This window comes from uncultured Mobiluncus sp. (assembly GCF_947087965.1).
Classification (GTDB): Bacteria; Actinomycetota; Actinomycetes; order Actinomycetales; family Actinomycetaceae; genus Mobiluncus.
In genome coordinates, this window is the sequence record NZ_CAMUES010000001.1 from 411,400 (window position 1) to 432,761 (window position 21,362).

20 protein-coding genes are annotated in these 21,362 nt (G+C 57.8%); 17 read left to right on the forward strand and 3 right to left on the reverse strand.

The annotated features are described in order from the left end of the window. A complete protein-coding gene (gene ppk2 / locus Q0V70_RS01790) occupies nucleotides 1–987 on the reverse strand; it encodes a polyphosphate kinase 2 (RefSeq protein WP_297587806.1) in 987 nt (328 codons plus the stop codon). A gap of 164 nt (nucleotides 988–1,151) precedes the next feature. Here ppk2 and sucC point away from each other — a divergent pair, with 164 nt between their 5' ends. The 11 genes from sucC (at nucleotide 1,152) to Q0V70_RS01845 (ending at nucleotide 14,798) form a co-directional block, all read left to right on the forward strand. Next, entirely contained in the window at nucleotides 1,152–2,312 is a 1,161-nt protein-coding gene (gene sucC, locus Q0V70_RS01795) for an ADP-forming succinate--CoA ligase subunit beta (protein WP_297587633.1), read from the forward strand. A 15-nt stretch (nucleotides 2,313–2,327) separates the two neighbouring features. Continuing rightward, nucleotides 2,328–3,251 carry a succinate--CoA ligase subunit alpha gene (gene sucD / locus Q0V70_RS01800; protein ID WP_297587635.1) on the forward strand — a complete coding sequence of 308 codons (924 nt, stop codon included), beginning with the start codon at nucleotides 2,328–2,330 and terminating at the stop codon, nucleotides 3,249–3,251. A gap of 281 nt (nucleotides 3,252–3,532) precedes the next feature. Beyond that, nucleotides 3,533–4,951, forward strand: coding sequence for a DUF6350 family protein (locus Q0V70_RS01805; protein ID WP_297587637.1), 1,419 nt, complete (start codon nucleotides 3,533–3,535; stop codon nucleotides 4,949–4,951). Beyond that, the gene (gene purN, locus Q0V70_RS01810; RefSeq protein WP_297587640.1) at nucleotides 4,948–5,592 is read left to right on the forward strand and encodes a phosphoribosylglycinamide formyltransferase; all 645 of its coding nucleotides are present in this window, start codon (nucleotides 4,948–4,950) and stop codon (nucleotides 5,590–5,592) included. The genes Q0V70_RS01805 and purN overlap by 4 nt, the downstream gene beginning before the upstream one ends. Nucleotides 5,593–5,707: 115 nt before the next feature. Beyond that, complete coding sequence (locus Q0V70_RS01815; protein WP_297587642.1) at nucleotides 5,708–7,552, forward strand: bifunctional phosphoribosylaminoimidazolecarboxamide formyltransferase/inosine monophosphate cyclohydrolase; 1,845 nt, start codon at nucleotides 5,708–5,710, stop codon at nucleotides 7,550–7,552. 92 nt (nucleotides 7,553–7,644) lie between these two features. Next, nucleotides 7,645–8,007: an intracellular motility protein A gene (locus tag Q0V70_RS01820; protein WP_297587645.1), complete on the forward strand. Its 363-nt coding sequence runs from the start codon at nucleotides 7,645–7,647 to the stop codon at nucleotides 8,005–8,007. 51 nt (nucleotides 8,008–8,058) lie between these two features. Next, nucleotides 8,059–9,960, forward strand: a complete 1,902-nt coding sequence (locus tag Q0V70_RS01825; protein ID WP_297587647.1) for a long-chain fatty acid--CoA ligase — start codon at nucleotides 8,059–8,061, stop codon at nucleotides 9,958–9,960. A 129-nt stretch (nucleotides 9,961–10,089) separates the two neighbouring features. Continuing rightward, entirely contained in the window at nucleotides 10,090–11,307 is a 1,218-nt protein-coding gene (locus Q0V70_RS01830) for an NADP-dependent isocitrate dehydrogenase (protein WP_297587650.1), read from the forward strand. Nucleotides 11,308–11,547: 240 nt separating this feature from the next. Next, nucleotides 11,548–12,951 carry an ABC transporter permease gene (locus tag Q0V70_RS01835; protein ID WP_297587652.1) on the forward strand — a complete coding sequence of 468 codons (1,404 nt, stop codon included), beginning with the start codon at nucleotides 11,548–11,550 and terminating at the stop codon, nucleotides 12,949–12,951. Continuing rightward, nucleotides 12,948–14,156 (forward strand): ABC transporter permease, encoded by a 1,209-nt coding sequence (locus tag Q0V70_RS01840; RefSeq protein ID WP_297587653.1) that lies wholly within the window; start codon nucleotides 12,948–12,950, stop codon nucleotides 14,154–14,156. The genes Q0V70_RS01835 and Q0V70_RS01840 overlap by 4 nt, the downstream gene beginning before the upstream one ends. A gap of 9 nt (nucleotides 14,157–14,165) precedes the next feature. Beyond that, complete coding sequence (locus tag Q0V70_RS01845) at nucleotides 14,166–14,798, forward strand: ABC transporter ATP-binding protein (protein WP_297587655.1); 633 nt, start codon at nucleotides 14,166–14,168, stop codon at nucleotides 14,796–14,798. Between the two features lie 45 nt (nucleotides 14,799–14,843). Here Q0V70_RS01845 and Q0V70_RS01850 read toward each other — a convergent pair whose 3' ends face one another. After that, nucleotides 14,844–16,232, reverse strand: a complete 1,389-nt coding sequence (locus Q0V70_RS01850; protein WP_297587658.1) for a sodium-dependent transporter — start codon at nucleotides 16,230–16,232, stop codon at nucleotides 14,844–14,846. A 288-nt stretch (nucleotides 16,233–16,520) separates the two neighbouring features. On the opposite strand from Q0V70_RS01850, the gene Q0V70_RS01855 reads away from it, so the two are divergent. The 3 genes from Q0V70_RS01855 (at nucleotide 16,521) to Q0V70_RS01865 (ending at nucleotide 18,503) form a co-directional block, all read left to right on the forward strand. After that, the gene (locus tag Q0V70_RS01855; protein ID WP_297587660.1) at nucleotides 16,521–17,492 is read left to right on the forward strand and encodes a diaminopimelate dehydrogenase; all 972 of its coding nucleotides are present in this window, start codon (nucleotides 16,521–16,523) and stop codon (nucleotides 17,490–17,492) included. Between the two features lie 218 nt (nucleotides 17,493–17,710). After that, complete coding sequence (locus tag Q0V70_RS01860; RefSeq protein ID WP_004008105.1) at nucleotides 17,711–17,995, forward strand: HU family DNA-binding protein; 285 nt, start codon at nucleotides 17,711–17,713, stop codon at nucleotides 17,993–17,995. A gap of 199 nt (nucleotides 17,996–18,194) precedes the next feature. Then, the gene (locus Q0V70_RS01865) at nucleotides 18,195–18,503 is read left to right on the forward strand and encodes a DUF3039 domain-containing protein (protein ID WP_282921877.1); all 309 of its coding nucleotides are present in this window, start codon (nucleotides 18,195–18,197) and stop codon (nucleotides 18,501–18,503) included. Here Q0V70_RS01865 and Q0V70_RS01870 read toward each other — a convergent pair. After that, nucleotides 18,500–19,837, reverse strand: coding sequence for a nicotinate phosphoribosyltransferase (locus Q0V70_RS01870; protein ID WP_297587662.1), 1,338 nt, complete (start codon nucleotides 19,835–19,837; stop codon nucleotides 18,500–18,502). The two genes, Q0V70_RS01865 and Q0V70_RS01870, sit on opposite strands and share 4 nt — an antisense overlap. Nucleotides 19,838–19,987: 150 nt before the next feature. On the opposite strand from Q0V70_RS01870, the gene Q0V70_RS01875 reads away from it, so the two are divergent. From Q0V70_RS01875 to Q0V70_RS01885, 3 genes are all read left to right on the forward strand, one after another. Then, nucleotides 19,988–20,137 (forward strand): hypothetical protein, encoded by a 150-nt coding sequence (locus Q0V70_RS01875; RefSeq protein ID WP_297587665.1) that lies wholly within the window; start codon nucleotides 19,988–19,990, stop codon nucleotides 20,135–20,137. Between the two features lie 72 nt (nucleotides 20,138–20,209). Next, entirely contained in the window at nucleotides 20,210–20,512 is a 303-nt protein-coding gene (gene clpS, locus Q0V70_RS01880) for an ATP-dependent Clp protease adapter ClpS (protein ID WP_282921874.1), read from the forward strand. 15 nt (nucleotides 20,513–20,527) lie between these two features. Next, complete coding sequence (locus Q0V70_RS01885; RefSeq protein WP_297587668.1) at nucleotides 20,528–21,346, forward strand: DUF2017 family protein; 819 nt, start codon at nucleotides 20,528–20,530, stop codon at nucleotides 21,344–21,346. The last annotated feature ends 16 nt before the right edge of the window (nucleotides 21,347–21,362 follow it).

Below are 21,362 nucleotides of genomic sequence, written 5' to 3' on the forward strand. Positions count from 1 at the left end.
CTACTTCTTCTTTTTCTTCTTTTTCTTTTTCTTGGGCTTGTCGCCAGCGTCGCCCTCGCAATTTCCGTCGGTCGGCAATTGTATCTCTGCCGGCAAAGCGTCCAACGTCACAAACGGAATCTCCCCGTCTTTGGCGCGGCTCACCACTTCGGCGGCATGATTAGGCACGGAACGAACCGTATCGAACGATGTGCGCACGTACCCGCTCGAGGGCGGACGCTCGGGCAAGGTAATGGGGGCGGTATCGCTGGGCAAATCCGTATAGGGAATGGTGGACAAGAAGTGGGCAATCATATTGAGCCGCGCGGCTTTCTTAGAGTCCGAAGACACCTGATACCACGGGCATTCCGTCGTGTCGGTATGCACCAGCATCTCGTCTTTTGCCCGCGAATAGTCCTCCCACCGGGTAATCGATTCCAAGTCCATGGGGGACAGTTTCCATTGGCGCAAGGGATCGTGCAAACGCCGGGAAAACCGTTCGTACTGCACTTTGTCGGACACTGAGAACCAGTATTTGCGCAACATGATGCCGTCCTCGACCAGCATTCGTTCAAAAGTCGGGCACTGCTGCATAAACTTTTGTACCTGAATCGGGGTGGCGAACCCCATGACTTTCTCAACCCCGGCACGGTTGTACCAGGAACGGTCAAAAATTACGATTTCTCCGGCCGCGGGCAGGTGGGATATGTAGCGCTGGAAATACCACTGGGTTTTCTCGCGTTCTGTAGGGGTGGGCAGCGCCACGACCCGGGCGACACGCGGTGAAAGGTACTCGGTCAGCCGTTTGATGGTGCCGCCTTTTCCGGCGGCATCGCGGCCTTCGAAGATGACCACGATTCGGGCTCCGGTCTGTTTCACCCACCGCTGCAGCTTTGCCAGCTCGGTTTGCAGCCGATATAGCTCAGTTTCATAGATTTTATTGGGAACCTTGAGGGGTGGTTCCGGTCTGGTTATCGACTCTTTCCCCGGATTGCCGTGGTCTTGCATGGCGATGCTCCTTTGCTCCGCTAACGTCCCAAAAAGACACGCTTCCAGCATAGACGCATTTTTCGCGGCTGGTCCGGAGTTATCGGGGTGGAAAATTTGTTTTTTTTCGATACACTAGAAATATCTCGATGTCGAGACATAATTTCTAGAGCGAAAGGAACAGCGTGGACCTCTACGAGTACCAGGCGCGTGACCTGTTTGATAAGCATGGAGTCCCGGTTTTGCCGGGCAAAGTCGCAAGCACTGTGGAGGAGGCCAAGGCTGCTTTCACTGCCTTGGGTGCTCCGCTGGCAGTAGTAAAAGCCCAGGTTAAGACCGGTGGTCGCGGTAAGGCTGGCGGTGTTAAGCTGGCTCGCAGCGCGGAGGAAGCCGAAGCTAACGCCCAGGCGATTTTGGGTATGGACATTAAAGGCCACACTGTTTACCGCGTGATGGTGGCGGCTGGTGCCGACATCGACCGGGAGTTCTACTTCTCGATTCTGCTTGACCGTGCTAACCGCCAAAACCTGGCGATGTGCTCGGTTGAAGGCGGCATGGAAATCGAACAGCTCGCCAAAGAAAAGCCCGAAGCGCTGGCGAAGGTGCCGATTCCCGCTTCTGGCATGGACGAGGCCGTGGCTCGCCAGATTGCCGACGAAGCTGGATTCGACCCGCAGACCGCCGCGAAGGTCGTCCCGGTATTCCTGAAATTGTGGGATGTCTACACCGGCGAGGACGCCACCCTGGTGGAGGTAAACCCGCTGGTGGCAACGCAACAGGGCGACATCATCGCCTTGGACGGCAAGGTCACTTTGGATGACAACGCCCGCTACCGTCACCCCGAACACGCTGAACTGGTCGACCACAAGGCGGCTGACGAGCGCGAACTCAAGGCGCAGGAGGCCGGGCTGAACTACGTTCGTCTGGAAGGCCAGGTCGGCATTATTGGTAACGGTGCTGGTCTGGTTATGTCCACCCTGGACGTGGTGGCTTACGCCGGGGAAAAGTACGGGACAAAGCCCGCAAACTTCCTGGACATCGGCGGGGGCGCCTCGGCCGAGGTGATGGCAAAAGGTCTGGATGTGATTCTGACCGACCCGCAGGTCAAATCCTGTTTCGTCAATGTCTTCGGCGGTATCACTGCGTGCGATGAGGTCGCAAACGGCATTATCGGCGCGCTCCAGATTCTCGGCGACCAGGCGACGAAACCCCTGGTGGTGCGCTTGGACGGCAACAAGGTCGAGGAGGGGCGTGCGATTCTGAAAGCCGCCAATCACCCCTTGGTCACCATGATGGAAACGATGGACGAAGCCGCCGACAAGGCTGCACAGCTGGCCGCGAAGTAAAGGAGAAGCACCACAATGTCGATTTTTCTTGATGAAAACTCCAAAGTAATTGTCCAGGGCATGACCGGTTCGGAAGGCCGCAAGCACACGACTCGGATGCTCGCCTACGGCACCAAAGTGGTCGCCGGCACGAACCCGAAAAAGGCCGGAACCGCCGTCGAATTCGACGTCGTTCCCTATGGTCCGCTGGCTGACTCGGTCCAGGGCGGTACCGTCAGCGTCCCGGTGTATGGCACGGTTGCCGATGCCAAGGCCGCTACCGGTGCGAACACTTCGGTCATCTTTGTGCCCCCGGCGGGTGCGAAAGGTGCCATCATCGAAGCTGTGGATGCCGGCATGGAGCTGGTGGTGGTCATCACTGAGCACATTCCCGTCCAGGACACGAATGCCGCCTTTGCCTACGCGAAGTCTCACGGGGTGCGCATGATTGGCCCGAACTGCCCCGGTATCATCAGCCCCGGCAAGTCTAACGTCGGCATCACCCCCGGCGACATCACCCCGCGCGGCAAGCTCGGCTTGGTGTCCAAGTCCGGCACGCTGACCTACCAGATGATGTACGAGCTGCGTGACCTGGGGTTCACTACCTGCATCGGCATCGGCGGGGACCCGATTATCGGCACGACCCACATCGACGCCCTCGAGGCTTTTGAGCAGGATCCTGAGACTGAACTGATTGTGATGATTGGCGAAATCGGTGGCGACGCCGAGGAACGCGCAGCTGCCTACATCAAAGAGCACGTCACCAAGCCCGTAGTGGGTTACGTGGCGGGCTTCACCGCACCCGAAGGCAAGACCATGGGTCACGCGGGCGCTATCGTCTCCGGTTCCTCCGGCACCGCGGCTGCAAAGAAAGAAGCCCTCGAGGCTGTGGGGGTGCGCGTCGGCAAGACTCCGAGCGAAACCGCGCGCATTGCCCGCGAAATCATGCAGAGCAAATAGTTTTTCCTAGTTCTCTACACGGGCGCGGTCGGAACTGAGGTTTCGGCCGTGCCCTTTTTTGACTGATTGCCCGGGTGCTCCGGCAGGGGTTGTTTTCAAATCGGGGTTGGTGGTTATATAGGCCAGCAACGTCGATTTAATCGCGAATTTCTATCGCTCAAGCCGAAACCCTGTCTTGCCTTCGTGGGTGACCTCTTCGGTGTGGCAAGTCCGCGCGGTTCTGTGGGTTTTCTATACTTAGGTGGGACGAGGCGCGGCTCACGGCGCCGGGGAGGAGAGTTATGGACGCACGGTCTAACCGTCCTGGTCAGCGTCCCCCGACTCGTCCGGGGAGGCGTCAGCGTCGCGTCAACACCGCTCCTGACGGCCAATCTCTGCCGACCGAGCCCAGCGAGGAACGCACAGGTTCGCCCGCGTCCCTGACCGGCGCCGGTTCCGCGGGACTGAACGCGACAAAACGTTTTCGCCGCTTCGATTTCCGCTCTGTTTTCCGTTCCGTATTCCGCAAACCTACCCGCGACGAACTGTTCCCTGCCGGAACTTGGCGCTCCCTGTGGCTGGGATTCCAGACTTGGGCGATCAGCTGGGCAGTGCTGGTGCTTCTGGCGATTGCGGTGTGGATACCCACAGCTACCACACCTTCCGAAGAAGGTACGAAGTGGAGCGATGCCCTGGCGGTGGGCAACGCTATTTTTGCTGCCGCATTCCGCGCCGAGTTTTTCAGCGAAACGATGCGTTTCTCCCTCACTCCGTGGGGACTCACCCTGCTGATTGGGCTGATGCTGGCAGCGAGTTTGCGGGCGGCAAAACCGCCGAACGCCGCGGCTTTGGCGTGGGGTCTGTTGGCCTTCCTGGTTCCGTGCTGGGTGTGCCTGGGGTTTGCCGCGGTTTCCCTGGTGGTGTGGCGTGCGGTCATTTTTTCGCTATTTTTCGCAGTAATAGTGTTCTTTGCTGTGGCCAGACATCTAATCTGGTGGAATGTGACCGCGTTCTTTCCTGAGGGTGAGCCGTGGCCGTGGCTGAGTTTGGCGAGCCGCTGCCTGCGGGTACTCGCTGTAGGCGGCGCGGCGCTTTCCGCAGTTTTCCTGGTTACGGCCATGTTTACCGGCTGGGAGCAAATGCGCACCATCTGGATTGGACTGAAACCGGACGCGCTCGGTTCCGTGGCGATGGTACTGGTCATCCTTGCTTACCTGCCGACTTTGCTGGTGTGGAGTGCCGCGTGGATCACCGGTCCGGGCATCAGTCTGGGGCAAGGGACAGTGTTTTCTCCCGGCCAGGTCATTGGGGGCGACTTGCCGCCGGTGCCGGTGTTGGCGTGGCTGCCGGATATGCCGGTAGGGTGGTGGCCTCTGATTTTCCCGGTGGTACTAGCGATTGGCTTGGGTCTTTACCTTGGTGGACGTCATCAGCTCGGACTGGCTGACACCGCGTTGTCTCTGGCCCTGTTCCTGGCGGGATTGCTGCTGGGTGGGCTGCTCATCGTGTGGTTTGTCAGCGGTTCACTAGGGCCGGGCCGCCTGGTTAACGTGGGTCCTCTCGGCTCGACCCTCTACGCGGGGGTACTGGCTTGGGGGGTGCCTTTCGTGGTGACCGCCCTGCTGAATCATCCGTGGACGCGCGAAGCAACCCGGCGGTTCGCGGTGCGGGTTTCGGGCAAGAATCCGGAGGCCCTTCCCACTGCTAGAATCGACTTATGACGAAGCGAGTCTTAACGCTGCCCGGTGACCGCCCCTCCCGCCTGGTGGTGCTAATTTCCGGGGAAGGTTCTAATCTTCAGGCGCTCTACAAAGCGACCGCGAACCCCGCTTACGGCGCGGAAATAGTGGGGATCGTTTCCGACCGGGAAACAGCCGGGGGCTTGCAATGGGCACAATCGCAAGGGATTCCCACTGCCACGGTTTGTTTAGGGGACTTTCCCGATCGGGAAGCCTGGGATAGCGCGCTGACGGTAGCAGTGCAGTCCTGGGAACCAGATTTAATCGTCAGCGCCGGATTCCTAAAAATTTTGGGTCCTAAATTCTTAGCTCAGTGGCCCTCCCGCGTGGTTAACACCCACAATTCGTTGCTGCCCTCGTTCGTGGGCATTCACGGACCGCGCGATGCGCTGCGAGCCGGAGTGAAACTGGCGGGGGCGACGCTGTTCATCGTCGATCCGGGCATGGACACCGGCCCAATCTTGGCCCAGGTGGCGGTTCCGGTCCACGACGATGATGACCTCGATTCGTTGACTGAGAGAATCAAAGTCGCCGAACGTGCCCAGTTAGTCGACAGCATCGGCAGGATGGTGCAGCACGGCTGGTGGATTGACGAAGTTCGTGCCGGTTTTGAAAGTGACTAGGATTGAACCGTGAGGCTTATTTTGCGGCACCGCGGTTGCGGCTCCCGACAGAGGCTCGAATAACTGTTGATTTTTATGTAAAAACGATAAACCTGATGAAGGAAGGCAAAGCAAGGTGGCGGAAACGACAAATCGGAATAGGGAAACTCAGATTCCCATCAAGCGGGCTTTGATTAGCGTGTGGGACAAAACCGGACTGGAAGAACTGGCACGGACTCTGGTCGAAGCTGGTGTGCAAATCATTTCCACCGGCTCCACCGCAAAAAAGATTGCGGCAGCGGGTCTCCCCGTCACCCCGGTAGAAGACGTGACGGGCTTTCCCGAATGCCTGGAAGGGCGGGTCAAAACCCTGCACCCGCACATTCATGCCGGTATCCTCGCAGATCGGCGCAAACCTGACCACGTCAAGCAGCTGCAGGACCTGCAGGTCGAGCCGATAGACCTGGTGGTGTGCAACCTTTACCCCTTCGAGGACACGGTAGCCAGCGGTGCCGACTTTGACGCCTGTGTGGAACAGATTGACATCGGCGGGCCTTCCATGGTGCGTGCCGCGGCAAAGAACCACCCCTCGGTGGCGGTGGTCACCGCGCCTTTCATGTACCCCCACGTCATCGAAGCAGTCCAAGCAGGTGGATTTGACCTGCGCGAACGCCGAATCTTGGCATCTCAGGCTTTCGCGCATACCGCTGAATATGACGCTGCCATTGCCACCTGGTTTGACGACCAGATTACTCGTTTCGCCATGGAAAGTATCGGCGCGGTGGCGTCGCAAGATGAATCGGATGAGGATTCCGTGATGTCGGAATGGGTGGAGCTCTCTGGGGATCGAATTGCCACCCTGCGTTACGGGGAAAACCCGCATCAGTCTGCGGCTCTTTACGTTGACCTTGAACAGATTGCGGACATGATGGAAGAGAATCCCGACGGGGATTGCAACTGTCCCGCCTGCGCTCATCACCCCGAGTTGGACGATATCGAGGCTTGTGACCGGGCCGGTTCGGACCCCCAGTCCAAGCCGGCTCCCGGCATCGCCAACGCGATTCAGCTGCATGGCAAAGCAATGTCGTTCAACAACTACACGGACGGGGACGCGGCGATACGCGCAGCTTATGACCATGCGGAGCCTTGCGTGGCGATTATCAAACACGCCAACCCCTGCGGCATTGCGGTAGCCGCTGATGTCGCTACCGCACATCGCAAAGCCCACGCCTGTGACCCGGTCAGTGCCTTCGGCGGTGTTATCGCGGTGAACCGTCCGGTGACGGTGGAGTTGGCGAAACAGATCGCCCCGATATTTACCGAGGTAGTGCTGGCTCCGTCGTATGAGCCGGGAGCGGTGAAAGCCTTGGCGGCAAAGAAGAACCTGCGCGTGTTGCGCGTCACCCCGCCAGCCCGAGGGGCCCTGGAAGTGCGCCAGGTCAGCGGGGGATACCTGGCTCAGCAGCGTGATGACGTGGCGGAGCCGGGGGACCGTTCCAGCGGTTGGACCAAGGTGTGCGGTCCTGACGTTGACGAAGCGACCTTGCACGACCTGGAGTTTGCTTGGCAGACTATCCGCGCCACGAAGTCTAACGCCATTCTCTTGGCACATGACGGGGCGACGGTCGGCATCGGCATGGGCCAGGTCAACCGGGTGGATTCCTGCAAACTGGCGGTGGAACGTGCCAACACCCTGGGCGGACGTGAAACCGGAGACGCCGCTGCGAATCAAAGCGATGTGGCCGGGGGCGCTCGTGCCGAGGATTTGGCGGTGGCGGCTCCACCCGAGCGAGCTCGCGGAGCGGTCGTGGCTTCCGACGCGTTCTTCCCGTTTGCCGATGGGCCGCAAATCCTCATTAACGCGGGTGTGAAAGCCATCGTGCAGCCCGGCGGTTCTATCCGTGACCAGGAAACCATTGATGTGTGTGAAAAGGCCGGGGTCACGATGTTCACCACCGGGGTGCGTCACTTCTTCCACTAGAATCACTGGCGGGAGCGGTGATTTGGCGATTGCCGGTCTCGCCGTCCCGTCCGATTACTGTAACCGACCCTGCAAACCGTCGAGGGATTCTTTTGAACACCACAAACCCGCCACAAACCCCCGAACCCGCCACGCCGGACTGGCAGGCATTGGATTCAGTGACGCCTGACCAGCCCGTCTTGGTGCCTGACTCGGGTCCGCATCCGTTTGATGCCCCCAGCCGTGTCCAAGTGCTGCTGTTGGGGGCTGCGGTAGTGGTCCTGTCGGTGTTGTCCGTAGTCGGATGGTGGCAAGCGGCGGTTTGGGGCCTGGTTGTGGCACTGCTGGCGCTGGCGGTGTTTCGCCTGACTAACCGCCACGCTTGGACCAGGGCGCGGGGAACTATCTTTGATGTGACGGTACTGGTTGCAGCGGCGGCAGGTATTACCCTGGTGATGTTGGTATTGCCGGAATGAACTGCGAGAACTTGGTAGCGGGAAAATTTAGAAAGTTGGTAAGCTAACCCTATGGCTGATGAGAGACGTAACAATCGAGATGAGATTACCACGCGGGCGCAAAATCCTATGGACAAGCCCGGATGGGTGGAAATGGGCGGCGAGCGGTTTTGGCATTGCCCGCGGTTGTTTACTGCCGAGAAGCACCAAACTTTACCTTGGACCCTAGCGGATCGGGTGCGTCGTCTGCCCAACGCGAAACTGTTAGACCGCAAGACCGAGCTCGGCGGGTGGCGGTCAATGACGGCTGTGGAGTTCAATGAGGACGTTCACTCGGTAGCGCGCGGATTGATTGGGATGGGCTTACAGCCCGGGAATCGCTTCTGCATCATGGGTCACACCTCATATGACTGGATGCTGCTGGAATACGCGGGATTCTGCGCCGGACTGGTGTTGGTTCCCATTTATGAGACGGATTCTGCGGAACAAATCGCGTGGATTCTAGAGGATTCCGACCCCTCTTTGGTGGTGTGCGAAACGAACGCGATGCGTGAGCTGGTTAGCTCGAAACAGGATTGCGGCCGCAGCCTGAAACACGTGTTGTGCCTGGAGGATTCCGCGGTAGTCAGAATCAAAAAGGCCGGTATGGACGTTCCCGATTTCCAGGTTGATGAGCGTTCCCGTGCGGTGACCATCGACGACTTGGCCACGATTGTGTATACGTCCGGGACTTCCGGAAAGCCCAAAGGCGTGGAAATCACGCACGGGAACTGGATGGAACTGCTGGCCAACGGTATGAAGTGGATGCCAGAAATTGCTGGGTATCCGTCCTCTCGGCTGCTGGTGTTCCTACCTCTGGCTCACGTTTTGGCTCAATACCTGCAGTTGCTTCAGGTATGGGGGGCGGGCACCCTGGGTCATGCTCCCAATATCCGCAACCTCATTACTGACCTGCAGGAATTCGCCCCGTCCTACGTGATGGTGGTGCCGCGGGTATTGGAAAAGATATACAACACGGCTCAGGTTCAAGCCCGAGCGCACCGGATTTCCCGGATTTTGTTCTCTCGGTCGGTAAAGGTCGCCGAAGCGTATTCACGGGCTTTGGATACCGCAGAAGGTCCCAGCCGGCGGCTGCGGACGAAACGCTTGGTGTATTCCCAGTTGGTATATCGCCGAATTTTGTCGCTGTTTGGGCCGAATTTGAAGTTTGTGATTTGCGGCGGGGCACCGTTGAGCGAAGAACTCGGGCACTTTTTCCGCGGCATTGGAATGCCGGTGTTGGAGGGCTACGGTTTGACCGAAACCTGTGCGCCGCTGTGTTTCAACAACATTAAGAATTACCGTATCGGTACGGTCGGTCCTGCCGTGGCAGCTACTGATCTTAAGATTTCCCCCACCGGTGAGTTACTGGCAAAGAGTCCGGCCATATTCCACCGCTACCACAATAATCCGGAACAAACCGAGGCCGCTTTTGAAGATGGCTGGTTTAAGACCGGTGATTTGGCGGCTATTGACCAGGAAGGTTTCGTCCGAATTACCGGGCGCGCCAAGGATATTATCGTCACTGCCGGGGGCAAGAACGTGGCGCCTTCCGTGCTGGAGGATCCGCTACGTCAGTATGCCCTGATTAACGAAGTGTTGGTGGTAGGTGAGGGGATGCCTTTCGTATCTGCCCTGATTACCCTAGATGCAGATATGTTGCCAACCTGGCTAAAGAACCACGGTATGCCTACGATGGACGCGCTGACCGCCTCCAAGGATCCCCAGGTTCTCCAGGCGATTTCTCGAGCCGTGGAGCGAGTCAACGCCCGTGTGTCCCGCGCCGAGTCTATCCGCAAGTTTAAGGTCTTGCCGACCGCCTTTACCGTAGAGAACGGTCTGCTGACCCCGTCGATGAAGGTGAAGCGTAAGGAAGCTGCCGCGGCGTTTGCTGCTGAAATTGAGGAACTTTACGCTGACAAACTGGTGAAGTAAGGCCGCTGAGTCTCCTCGGGAAGACAACCGCAACTCCAGGGGGAACTTTCCTGGAAATTTATCTCGATATCGAGTAAAATTTCGGTGGTGGCGATAAGCCCGGAAAATTGACCTCTACAAGGAGTAAAAATGGCGAAGATCAAAGTGGAAAATCCGGTTGTCGAACTCGATGGCGATGAGATGACCCGCATTATTTGGCAACAGATTCGCGAAAAACTCATTTTGCCTTACCTGGATGTGGACCTGAAGTACTACGACTTGGGTATCGAAAATCGCGACAAGACTGAGGATCAGGTCACTGTCGATTCCGCCAATGCCATTAAGAAGTACGGGGTGGGCGTGAAGTGCGCGACCATCACCCCTGATGAGGCCCGCGTGGAGGAATTCGGACTGAAGAAAATGTGGAAGTCCCCCAACGGCACTATCCGCAACATTCTGGGCGGGGTCATTTTCCGCGAACCCATCATTATGCAAAACGTCCCCCGATTGGTGAAGGGCTGGGACAAGCCGATTGTGGTGGCGCGTCATGCGTTCGGCGACCAGTACAAGGCGACCGACTTTAAGGTTCCCGGCGCCGGCAAGGTCATGTTGAGCTGGGTGCCTGATGATGGTTCCGCCCCGATTGAGCATGAGGTTATTCACATGCCTGAAGCGGGCGGTGTCACCATGGGGATGTACAACTTTAACGATTCCATCCGGGATTTCGCCCACGCCTGCTTTAACTACGCTCTGGTCCGGAAGTATCCGGTGTACCTCTCTACCAAGAACACGATTCTAAAAGCGTACGACGGCCAGTTCAAAGACATTTTCGCCGAAATCTATGAAACCGAATTCAAGGACAAGTTTGAGGCCGCCGGTTTGCTCTATGAACATCGGTTGATTGACGACATGGTCGCCAGCTCCCTGAAGTGGCACGGCGGCTACCTCTGGGCGTGCAAGAACTATGACGGCGACGTCCAGTCCGACACGGTGGCGCAGGGTTTCGGCTCGCTGGGGTTGATGACTTCCGTGCTGATGACCCCGGACGGGCGCACGGTTGAGGCCGAGGCGGCTCACGGCACGGTGACGCGCCACTACCGGGCTTGGCAGCGTGGGGAAAAGACCTCCACTAACCCGATTGCCTCTATCTATGCCTGGACGCGCGGGCTGGCGCATCGCGGCAAGCTCGATAACACTCCGGCGGTCATTGAGTTCGCCGAGACCCTCGAGGATGTCATTGTGAAGACTGTCGAGGGCGGTCAGATGACCAAGGATTTGGCGCTGTTGGTCGGCGGGGACACCCCCTGGTTGACCAGCGATGACTTTATGAATGCGTTGGACGAGAATCTCCAGGCTCGCTTGGGCTAGCACTCTTCTGGGGGAATTCCGCGGGTCTCCGCGGAATTCCCCATTTTTAGGGTGATTTTGCTGCGGCTCGGTGTTGCTCCGGTAGCCCGAAGTCCTTTGTGGTGGGCACTCCTCCCCATTTCGGGATTTGCCTGGTTCCCCGGTCTGAGGACGGATTTGCAGGTTACTACCCAGGTATGAGGTTACGGGTGCTGGTGCGGAGCCGCAGTTGCTTATGCTTACTAAGCAGATGAAATCACTATGCTTACGCTAAATACCACGACAGGAGGGAATCTATTGTCGTTCGTAGGAAGATCCTGGCGTTACGTCGCCCGGAAACGAATCAAAACCATCATCATTTTCGCTATTTTCCTGGCGATGTCTACGGTGCTGATGTCCGCTAACGCGGTGTCTCGCGCCACTGACGCCACTGCGGCGGAAATCGATGCGAAAACCGGGCAGGGCTTCGTGTTGGGGAACAATCCCCAGTTCAACACCGGCACCCCGCGGGGCGCGGGGAACGTAAAGCCCGCGGATATTAAAAAGATTGCCGGGATGGACGGGGTAGAGAACTACGTCGCCCGCCAGAACGTCACCGCGGACCTGGTGGATGCGAAGGCCCAAAAGCTCGACCGTCAAGACTATGACGAAACTAAAGAAGCCCAGTTCGGCAACGCCGTGAACGTGTGGGGAGTCAATGACACCAAGATGGACAATAACTTCCGCTCCGGGGCGTTAAAGCTGGTGGCGGGCCGCCACCTGAACGCTCAGGACAAAAACAAATCCATCATCAACGAGGACTTGGCGAAAGCCAATAACCTGACTATCGGCAGCAAACTGAAACTCAAGGGCAACCCTTATGACGCCGATAACCAAAACCACTCGACTAATGAAGTCACCACCGAAATCGTCGGACTCGTATCTGGGTCGAACGCGGACCGGGCGGTATCACGCAACGAGCTGTTCTCTAACACCGTGTTCACCGACCTGGACACGACCCGGACGCTGTACAACGTCACACCTGCCACCGAAATCTATCAAGACGCGAATTTCTTTGTGAAAAAGGGCGCCAACTTTGACGACGTGGTGAAAGCCGCCTCTGCCAAAGACATCGACTGGCGCAGCTACCAGCTGACCCGTTCCACCCAATATCTCGCCGGTATCACCGGTGCGATTGACGGGATTCGCAGCGTCATGCGCACTACCACAGTCGCTACCTTTGTGCTGGCCGGGGCGATTTTGGCGCTGGTGCTTTGCCTGTGGCTCAACGAACGCAAGAAAGAGACGGGAACCCTGCTGTCGATGGGGGTGACGAAAGCGAGCATTATGGCGCAGTACGGCCTGGAGCTTATCTTTATTGCCATTCCTGCTTTCGTCCTGTCTTACTTTGGGGCGGGAATGTTGGCGCAGGGCATGGGTACCTCCGTACTGTCCTCGGTCAATCACCAAGCCGCCCAAGAAATGGCGAAGGCTGGCCAGTTCGGGGCAGATATGGAATCTTCGGCGTCAATGAAAACGCTAGAGAAACTCACTGTTGACCTGAGCCTGGCCTCCGCTACCCAGGTTGCGGTTATGGTGCTGGTGCTGATTGCGATTGTCGTGGTCATTGCGTCCCTGCCGATGCTGCGCAAGAGCCCGCGTGCCCTGTTGGTGGATAACAAATGAACGGGGTGTGGTCACGATCTTGGCGTTCGGTCGTCCGTCGGCCGCGGCGCAGCCTGCTGATGGTGGCGATTATCACCTTGGTGTTTACCGCCCTTGTGGCTCAATCCGGGGTGAAATCCACCATGTTGAGTGTGCGTGATGCCATCAGTTCCAACGTTTTGGCGGGATTCACCGCTACCAGCCAAACCGGTCAGCTCCCCGACCAGACCCGGAAACAACTCGCGGACCTGCCGGGGGTGAAACGCCACGCTTATGAGGGCGAGGCTGCGGCGAAACCGGAGAACGCGAGCCTGGTCAGTGCCGCTGGCGGGATTCAGTTGGATCCCGAGTTTGGTGGGGATTTGCTGGGAATCAAAGGCACCAGCGATTCGTCGCTGAACCCGGAGTTCTTGGGGAAAATCTATACCCTGGAACAGGGCTCTCACATCGGCAAACCTGGTGTTGAGGCAATGATTCACCGCGACTTCGCCCAGAAAAATTCCCTGCACCTGGGAGACACCCTGGAACTGCGCCACGAAAACACCGTGGTGCGGCTAAAGATCGGGGGGATTTATTCCGGGAAAGCCGAAAACCCTACCGGCATGCCCTCGGGGAACTCGGAAAACCAGGTGTTCACAAACCTTGACGCCCTGCAAAAGCTCGGCGGTCAGGTCAGCACGGCCCGGTACTTCACCGAACGAGCCGACCAGCTGCCCCAGGTCCTGAAAGCGGCCCAGGCCACGGCCCCGAAGCTGAGCCTGGAAAATAACTCGGCGCAGTTCGCCGATGTCCTCCAAGCCATTTCCGGGGTCGACCAGATGCTGGGAATGCTGCTGTGGGGATTTTGCCTGGCCGGAGCCCTGGTTTTGGCCCTGGTGGCGACGTTCTGGGTGCGCTCGCGACTGCCCGAGATTGGTATCTTGCTGTCCCTGGGCAAGACGAAACTGGAGGTCGGGCTGCAGTTCCTCCTGGAGGCGGTCATGTTCGGGGCCATCGGTGCCGTGCTGGCAGTCATTCTGGGACGGCTGTTGTCAAACAGTTTGGGTCAGCTGGTGCTGGCCAAAGCCGGGAATGAGACGTTAGCGGCGTTAGCGCCCGTCAACGGAGTCGCGGGGAATGCGATGTCCCTGGGCCTTGGTTTCCTGGTCATCATCATCGCGCTGGGGCTGGCGCTGTTCCCCATCATGCGTCAAACCCCGAAAACTATTCTTTCCAAGCTGAGTTAAGGAGAAAAAATGAGCATTTTACAGTTGGATCAAATCGATTACACCTACAAAGGGGCGGGGGCAAAAGTTCTGGACAACGTCAACTATGAGTTTGAGAAGGGCAAGTTCTATGCCATTCTGGGAGCCTCCGGGGCCGGCAAATCCACCATGTTGAGTTTGTTGGCCGGACTCGATGCCCCTACCGCGGGCACGGTCCGTTTCGACGGGGAGGACATCGCGAAAAAGGGCTATTCGTACCATCGCAAGCACCAGATTTCCCTGGTGTTTCAGAACTACAACCTCATTGACTACCTGACCCCGCTGGAGAACTTGCGCCTGGTCAACTCGAAAGCCAGCACGGAGATGTTGGAAAAGTTGGGGTTGGACGCGAAAGAAGCGAAACGTAACGTCCTGCTGCTTTCCGGTGGTCAGCAACAGCGGGTCGCTATCGGGCGTGCCCTAGTGTCACAAGCGCCGGTCATTTTGGCTGACGAACCGACCGGCAACTTGGACGAGACGACCGCCGCGGGAGTGACGGAAATCCTCCAGAAGGCCGCTCACGAGGAAGGCAAGTGCGTCATCGTGGTAACCCACTCGAAAGAGCTGGCTCGCAACGCCGACGTGACCTTGCGGCTGCAGCGGCGCAAACTTGTGGAGCTGTAATAGTTCTTGCCTCCGGTGAGCGACTCGCCGGGGGCAAAACTATATTTAGAAGCTGATGACGCCAAACGTTTTCAGTACGCTGGTGATAAAGATGGCCACCAGCAGGATGGGAGCGATGTATTTAATCATCACGCTCCACAGCCGCGAGTGCTTGAAGTCTCCGGAGACACTCACCTCGTCGATGAGGACTTCAGGTTTGCGTATCCATCCAAAGAACAGGCACATCAGCAATCCGCCCAGAGGCATCATCACCGAGCTGGTCAGGAAGTCCAGGAAGTCCAGTATGGTTGAACCGGCCCCGAGAGGCTGGATGAAGGACAGGGAGCTGTAGCCCAGGGTTACGATGATTCCCGTGGCGCTCAGCACGATAACGGTGACTAACAGCGCTTTGCGCCGTTTCCATTCCAAGGTGTCTTGCAGAATGGACACGCAAGCCTCGACCAGGGAAATCATGCTGGTCAGGGCCGCGAACATGACCAGCAGGAAAAACACGAAACCGATGGCAGTAGCGATGCCACCAAACTTTTCAAACACCTTGGGGATGACCAAGAACATCAGGGATGGCCCCGAATTCTTGGCCACCTCGTCAGCGGAACCCAGGGTCGCAAACGTAGCGGGAATAATCATCAGCCCTGCTAGCAGGCTAATCCCCAGCGTCGTGGCGGTCGTTTGGAAAGCCGAGGACGTAATAGAGACGTCCTTTTTCATGTAAGACCCGTAAGTGACCATCGTCGCCGCGGCCAGCGACAGGCCAAAGAACGTCTGGCCCAGGGCGGCGATGAGCAGCTCTAGTGAAAACTTGGAAAAATCGGGGACCACGAAGTATTTCAGGCCCTCCAGAGCGCCGGGCTGGGTCAAAGTAAAGATGCCAATCAACAGCGAAACCAGAATCAGAGCCGGCATCATAATCAGGTTGGCCCGTTCCACCCCGCCGTTGACTCCCAGTGCCACGATGATGAATGTAATCGCTCCGAACAGCAGCATGAACGCCACGGATTGTGGACCGTCAGAAATGAACGCCCCGAAGTTTTCGCCCCCGTCAGCCAGCTCTTTTGTCATTCCGGCCGCGTAGGCGAACATATAGTGGGTCACCCAACCGCCAACCACCCCGTAAAACGAGGCGATGACGAAAGGAACCGCGGCGATAAACACGCCGATGAACCGGTACTTTTTGCCGAAAGACGTGAACGCTACGATGATTGATTCACCCGTTTTCCGCCCTAGTGAAATTTCCAAAATTAGCAGCGAAACGCCCAGGGTCAGCATAAAGATGAAGAACACGAAGATAAACGTGCCCCCGCCGTAGTGCGCCGCCAGATAAGGGAAACGCCAGATAGTGCCCAGTCCTACTGCTGAACCGGCTGCCGCGAGGACGAAACCTAGTTTTCCTGACCACGAGGCTCTCTGCTCAGGGACCACACTGACATCAACCAAAATAATCTTCCTTTTTTGTTCTCTCGGTTTTCGGCGGGGACAGCCGGAGGTATTTCGGTTATTGAAACTCACCGCAGGTTCTCTCCGTAAAAATCTTACATTCCAAAACCGGAAAGACCGTATTTCGGGTTTGTCCGGGGTGTGGTCGGGGTGCGCTCGAAGTACGGTCAGGGGCGCATCAGCCCGGTAATCAGGGTGGTGTGTCATGTATTGATACGCCAACTTGCAGGGGATATGCCCGATTTGTAGGATAATCGAAAAATTGTTATCTGAAAGTAAGGTCAATCAATGCAGCGCGTAGCAATCAACGGTTATGGCAATTTGGGACGCGGCGTCGAAAAAGCTCTGGGGCTCGCTCCGGATTTAGAGCTGGCGGTGGTGTTTACCCGCCGTGATCCCCAGTCGGTGAAAACTCTTGGTGCTCCGGTGGCCAGCGTGGAGGATATGCCCGATTACACCGATGACATGGATGTTTGCATTAACTGCGGCGGCTCTGCCACGGATTTGATGGAACAGGGGGTCGCGACCAGCCGGTGGTTTCACACCGTGGATTCTTTTGACACCCACGCGCGCATTCCTGAATATTTTTCCCGCATTGATGCGGCGGCTCAGGTCGCGGGACATTGCGCCATCATCAGCTGCGGCTGGGATCCGGGGCTGTTTTCGATGTTGCGTGTGCTGGGGGATGCCGTTTTACCCTCAGGGCGCACCACTACCTTTTGGGGACGCGGGGTGTCACAAGGGCACTCCGATGCGATTCGCCGCCTGGATGGGGTAGTGGATGCCCGCCAGTACACCGTTCCGGTTCCCGATACCGTGGCGGCGGTGCAGGCGGGGCATGCCGGGGATCTTAGCGCTCGCCAGATGCATACCCGCGAGTGTTTCGTGGTGGCCGAGCCGGGAGCGGATACCGCCCGGATTGAAGCGGAAATCAAAGCCATGCCCAACTATTTTGCCGACTATGACACCACAGTGACTTTTATTACTGCCGCGGAGATGGCGCAGCACCATAGCGGGATGCCCCACGCCGGCCGGGTCATTCGCACCGGCTACACTTCGCCGGAGGTCCGGCAATCCTTGACGTTTAGCCTGGAACTTGATTCCAACCCCGAGTTCACCGGCTCCGTGCTGGTCGCAGTGGCTCGGGCGTGCGCCCGGAAAGCCGCCCGAGGCGAAACTGGAGCGTTCACCATGCTGGATATCACCCTCAGCGATCTGTCTCCCCGTAATCCGGGGGAACTGCGCCGCGAAATGCTGTAGGGGAAGTGTGCGGCGCCGACCCGCCCTTGTGCAGTGTGGTCGAGATAAAAAACGTGGTGCTTTTGTGACCGTTGTGAAACAAGTGAATCCAAAGGGGAAAACGCCGCGAAAAATTCGAGAATTGTTTGCTAACTCGCTGACAAATGCGCTAAATTTGCGTAGTCTCTAATGGAGGATTTCACCTAAGTGAAATCGACGATCTATCCGAAAGGAATCACATGTCTGTGAATCGTACTGAACTTGTTGCTGAGATTGCTAAGAAGGCTGGCCTGTCCAAGACCGAAGCTGACGGTGCGCTGTCCGCCTTCCAGGAAATCCTGATTGACTCCCTTAAGAAGGGCGAAACTGTCAAGGTGACTGGTTTGATGAACGTGGAGCGCGTTTCTCGTGCTGCCCGCACCGGCCGCAACCCCCGCACCGGCGAAGAAATCAAGATTCCCGCTGGCTACGGTGTTAAGATTTCTGCTGGCTCCACCCTTAAGAAGGCTGTATCCAACAAGTAATCGACTAATCTCGTACAAAAGCGGCCGCCCCAGTGGCGGCCGGCTTTGTTTTTATGCGGGTTTTCTGTTGGGCGGTGGTTTGAAATCCGCGATTAAATCGGGGTTGGTGGCTATATAGACCAGCAACCCCGATTTAATCGCCAATTTGCAACGCCCGAGGTTGAGCTTCGCGGCTTGCCAGGGCGGCTACAATGGTCGTATGAGCGAAACAACTGCGGGCCAACCCCTGACTCAAGGCGGCACGGCGGTGCTGGAACGCACCGAAACCGAGCTGAAACGCAACCCTGGTGACAATGAACGTTACGCCCACTACGTGCGCAAAGACCGGATTACTGCCTCGGCGGTGACCGGTCAAGCCGTCATCGCCCTGTGCGGAAAAGTCTGGGTGCCGATGCGTGACCCCAAAAATTTCCCGATTTGTCCGGCGTGCAAAGAAATCATGAAATCCATGAACGGAGACCACAACGGTCAACCCGGCTGGCCTTTCTTTGGCGGCTCTGACAGTTAAAGTTCCACGTATTCCGTGGGGATAGCCACTTCGCCCTCGCTCAGGCGCCATGCCTGATAAGGCAGCTCATTACGGGCCTCGATATGGCGCTGTTGGGCGCGCTGCAGGGCATCGGGCCCCATCCAAGATTTGTCGATAGCCCCGCCGACCACAAAGTCCTGTTGCAGCGGGCGGGCATCGCGGCTCGCCAAGTATTCCACGGCGGCCTCCCGGTTCGGGGCCGTCACCAGCAGCTCGGTAGTGGCGGTGTGATCCTCGATGGCACGTCCTGCCCACTTCAGTCCACCCCGAGTCGATTTCTCAGCCGACTGTTTTGCCACAGATTCCAGATTTCCGTTTGCGTCCTCGCGGGCGACCAGCTTGTAAACCAGGGCGGCGGTGGGGATTCCCGAACCGGTCACCAGTTTGGTGCCCACTCCGTAGGAGTCTACCGGAGCCGCTCCCAAACCGGCGATAGCGTATTCGTCCAGGTCGTTGGTGACCGTAATCTTGGTGGAAGTCGCTCCCAAATCATCGAGCTGTTGGCGGACTTTAAATGCCCCCGCCACCAGGTCGCCCGAATCCAAACGAACTGCGCCCAGCTCCCCGCCGGCGGCTCTAGCAATCCGCACCGCTTTCTCGACTGCTGCGGTCACGTTGTACGTGTCTACCAGCAGTGTGGTGTCCGGACCCATCGATTCAATCTGAGCGGTGAAGGCGGCTTCTTCATCCTCGAACAGCAGGGTAAAGGCGTGGGCAGCGGTGCCGATAGCGCGAATCCCGTATCGTTTTCCGGCCTCCAAGTCAGAGGTGCCTTGAAAACCGCCAATTTGGGCGGCGCGGGCGGCGGAAACGGCTGCCCGCTCATGCACCCGGCGCGCGCCCATATCCAGGCAGGGCCGACCGTGCGCGGCGATGGTCATCCGGGAAGCCGCCGATGCTACCGCGCAGTCGAAGTTGAGAATCGACAGCAGGTAGGTTTCCAACAGGCAGGCTTCGGCAAAAGTCCCGCGTACCGTCAAAATTGGCGAGTTCACCATGAATACTTCGCCTTCGGGATAGCCGAAAATGTCGCCGGAGAACTCGTAATTTTCCAGGAACTTAATCGTTGTCGGTCCGACTATTTTGTTATCAGACAGGTACTTCAGTTGGGAGTCATCGAAACGAAACCGCTTGAGTCCCTCCAAAATCCTCGCTACTCCGGCCATCACCAGGAAACGCCGGGAGGAGGGAAAACGCCGGGTAAAAATCTCGAACACGCATTGGCGCTGCCCCATCCCGTGTTCCAAAGCGGAGTCAACCATGGTCAGCTCATACATATCGGTTAGCAGAGAAGTCGTTTCGCGCGTATTCATAGGTATAACTATAGTCGCGCCCGCCGGGTTTTCCGTTTTCGCCCAGAAGCTCCCTGGCCCTCAGCGCCTTTGATGTGCCGCGAGGGTGTTAGGTCCAACCAGATTCTGTTAATCCCGGCCAGCGGTGGCGAGAGCCGGTAGCATAAAGTTATGAGCAAGGACGATGCTGCTTCTCGAAAAAACGTAGTTCCCCGAGTGTCAAACTCGCATAAGTTCGGTAGCGGCCGGGTGACCAGGGTCGTTGTCGCCCTCCTGGTGTTGCTGCTCCTGGCCGGTTTGGTAGGTCTGCTGGTGCTCTAGGATAGCCCCGGCGTTTTTGCTTCGGGGCGCGGTAATCCTGCGCGCCTGGGAGAAAACCTTTAACCTTAAAACGTGAGTATTGTCGAACCCGGTACCGAATACGCTCCGTCCTCGGTCGCCCAGCTGGACCGGGTGCTTCCCGGTCAGTGGAACACGGTGGTGTGGAATGATGCCGTGAACCTGATGAGCTATGTGACGTGGGTGTTTAAAACCTATTTCGGGTACTCGCACGAGCGCGCTGAGCGGCTGATGAAGGAAGTTCACTTTAACGGTCGGGCGGTAGTCAGTGCCGGAACCCGTGAACAAATGGAGGCCGATGTGTTGGCCATGAGCGAATACGGTCTTTGGGCGACGCTCGAACAGGAAGCCGATTGAGGGGAGTCGGACACGATGCGTGCATTTGCAGCGCTGAACGTGCCTTCAGAAGGGTGGTTCAGCAGGGTTGAACCGCATGAGGCGGCCTTGCTAGCGGGGATTTTCGAGGAACTGGCTGACGCGATGGAGGCCGAAGAAAAGCGCGACGTCCTGGACATGATGGGGGTGGACCTGGATCCGAGCTCCCCGAAAGAGCACACTCTCATGTTTGAGAAGCTCCTGGGCGTGGACACGGTATCTTCTATCTCGTCCCGTCCTGAAATGCACAGCGCGAGCGAGGACTCGGAGACGGAACCTGAACAGCCCCGCGAACACACTTCTGAACCCGCCGCTCCCCAGCGAGGAAACACTGGCTTTGAACCGAACTCACGGGGCATGACCGATGACCAAACCTTGGCGGCGCTGGACTTTGACCCCCTGGGTCCGCGTCCGTGCCCGGCAAACCCCTACATTGCGGCAATCTTGCGCCCGATGAGCCAAGATCCGGAGGAAGCGGCGGAACTGCGCGCCTTGACCACCCCGGACTTGGCGGCGAAAAAGGCTGCCTCCATGCGAGTGGTCGCCGATAGTCTGCGGTGGGCCGCCAACGGCGATGGTGCGGTGGTGGTGAAACCGGAGACGTTGAAAGTGTGGGTTACCGCCATTAACGATGCGCGACTGGCTCTGGGGTGGTCCTTGGATATCGATAACGACACTAGGGCCGAAGAAGTCGAGCTGATGGCTGAATCTGACTCGGAGGCAGGGGTTTACACGGCTTACGAAATCACCATAGCCAGCATCTATAATGCTTTGTCATGGTGGCTGGAAACGTTGATGCATGCCGTTGACGGTTGAAACACAAAGGATTTGA

Coding starts and splice junctions, on each gene's coding strand:
- ppk2 (WP_297587806.1), bottom strand. CDS start 987: ATGCAAGACCACGGCAATCCGGGGAAAGAGTCGATAACCAGACCGGAA.
- sucD (WP_297587635.1), top strand. CDS start 2,328: ATGTCGATTTTTCTTGATGAAAACTCCAAAGTAATTGTCCAGGGCATG.
- Q0V70_RS01805 (WP_297587637.1), top strand. CDS start 3,533: ATGGACGCACGGTCTAACCGTCCTGGTCAGCGTCCCCCGACTCGTCCG.
- purN (WP_297587640.1), top strand. CDS start 4,948: ATGACGAAGCGAGTCTTAACGCTGCCCGGTGACCGCCCCTCCCGCCTG.
- Q0V70_RS01825 (WP_297587647.1), top strand. CDS start 8,059: ATGGCTGATGAGAGACGTAACAATCGAGATGAGATTACCACGCGGGCG.
- Q0V70_RS01830 (WP_297587650.1), top strand. CDS start 10,090: ATGGCGAAGATCAAAGTGGAAAATCCGGTTGTCGAACTCGATGGCGAT.
- Q0V70_RS01835 (WP_297587652.1), top strand. CDS start 11,548: ATGCTTACGCTAAATACCACGACAGGAGGGAATCTATTGTCGTTCGTA.
- Q0V70_RS01840 (WP_297587653.1), top strand. CDS start 12,948: ATGAACGGGGTGTGGTCACGATCTTGGCGTTCGGTCGTCCGTCGGCCG.
- Q0V70_RS01845 (WP_297587655.1), top strand. CDS start 14,166: ATGAGCATTTTACAGTTGGATCAAATCGATTACACCTACAAAGGGGCG.
- Q0V70_RS01855 (WP_297587660.1), top strand. CDS start 16,521: ATGCAGCGCGTAGCAATCAACGGTTATGGCAATTTGGGACGCGGCGTC.
- Q0V70_RS01860 (WP_004008105.1), top strand. CDS start 17,711: ATGTCTGTGAATCGTACTGAACTTGTTGCTGAGATTGCTAAGAAGGCT.
- Q0V70_RS01865 (WP_282921877.1), top strand. CDS start 18,195: ATGAGCGAAACAACTGCGGGCCAACCCCTGACTCAAGGCGGCACGGCG.
- Q0V70_RS01870 (WP_297587662.1), bottom strand. CDS start 19,837: ATGAATACGCGCGAAACGACTTCTCTGCTAACCGATATGTATGAGCTG.
- Q0V70_RS01875 (WP_297587665.1), top strand. CDS start 19,988: ATGAGCAAGGACGATGCTGCTTCTCGAAAAAACGTAGTTCCCCGAGTG.
- Q0V70_RS01885 (WP_297587668.1), top strand. CDS start 20,528: ATGCGTGCATTTGCAGCGCTGAACGTGCCTTCAGAAGGGTGGTTCAGC.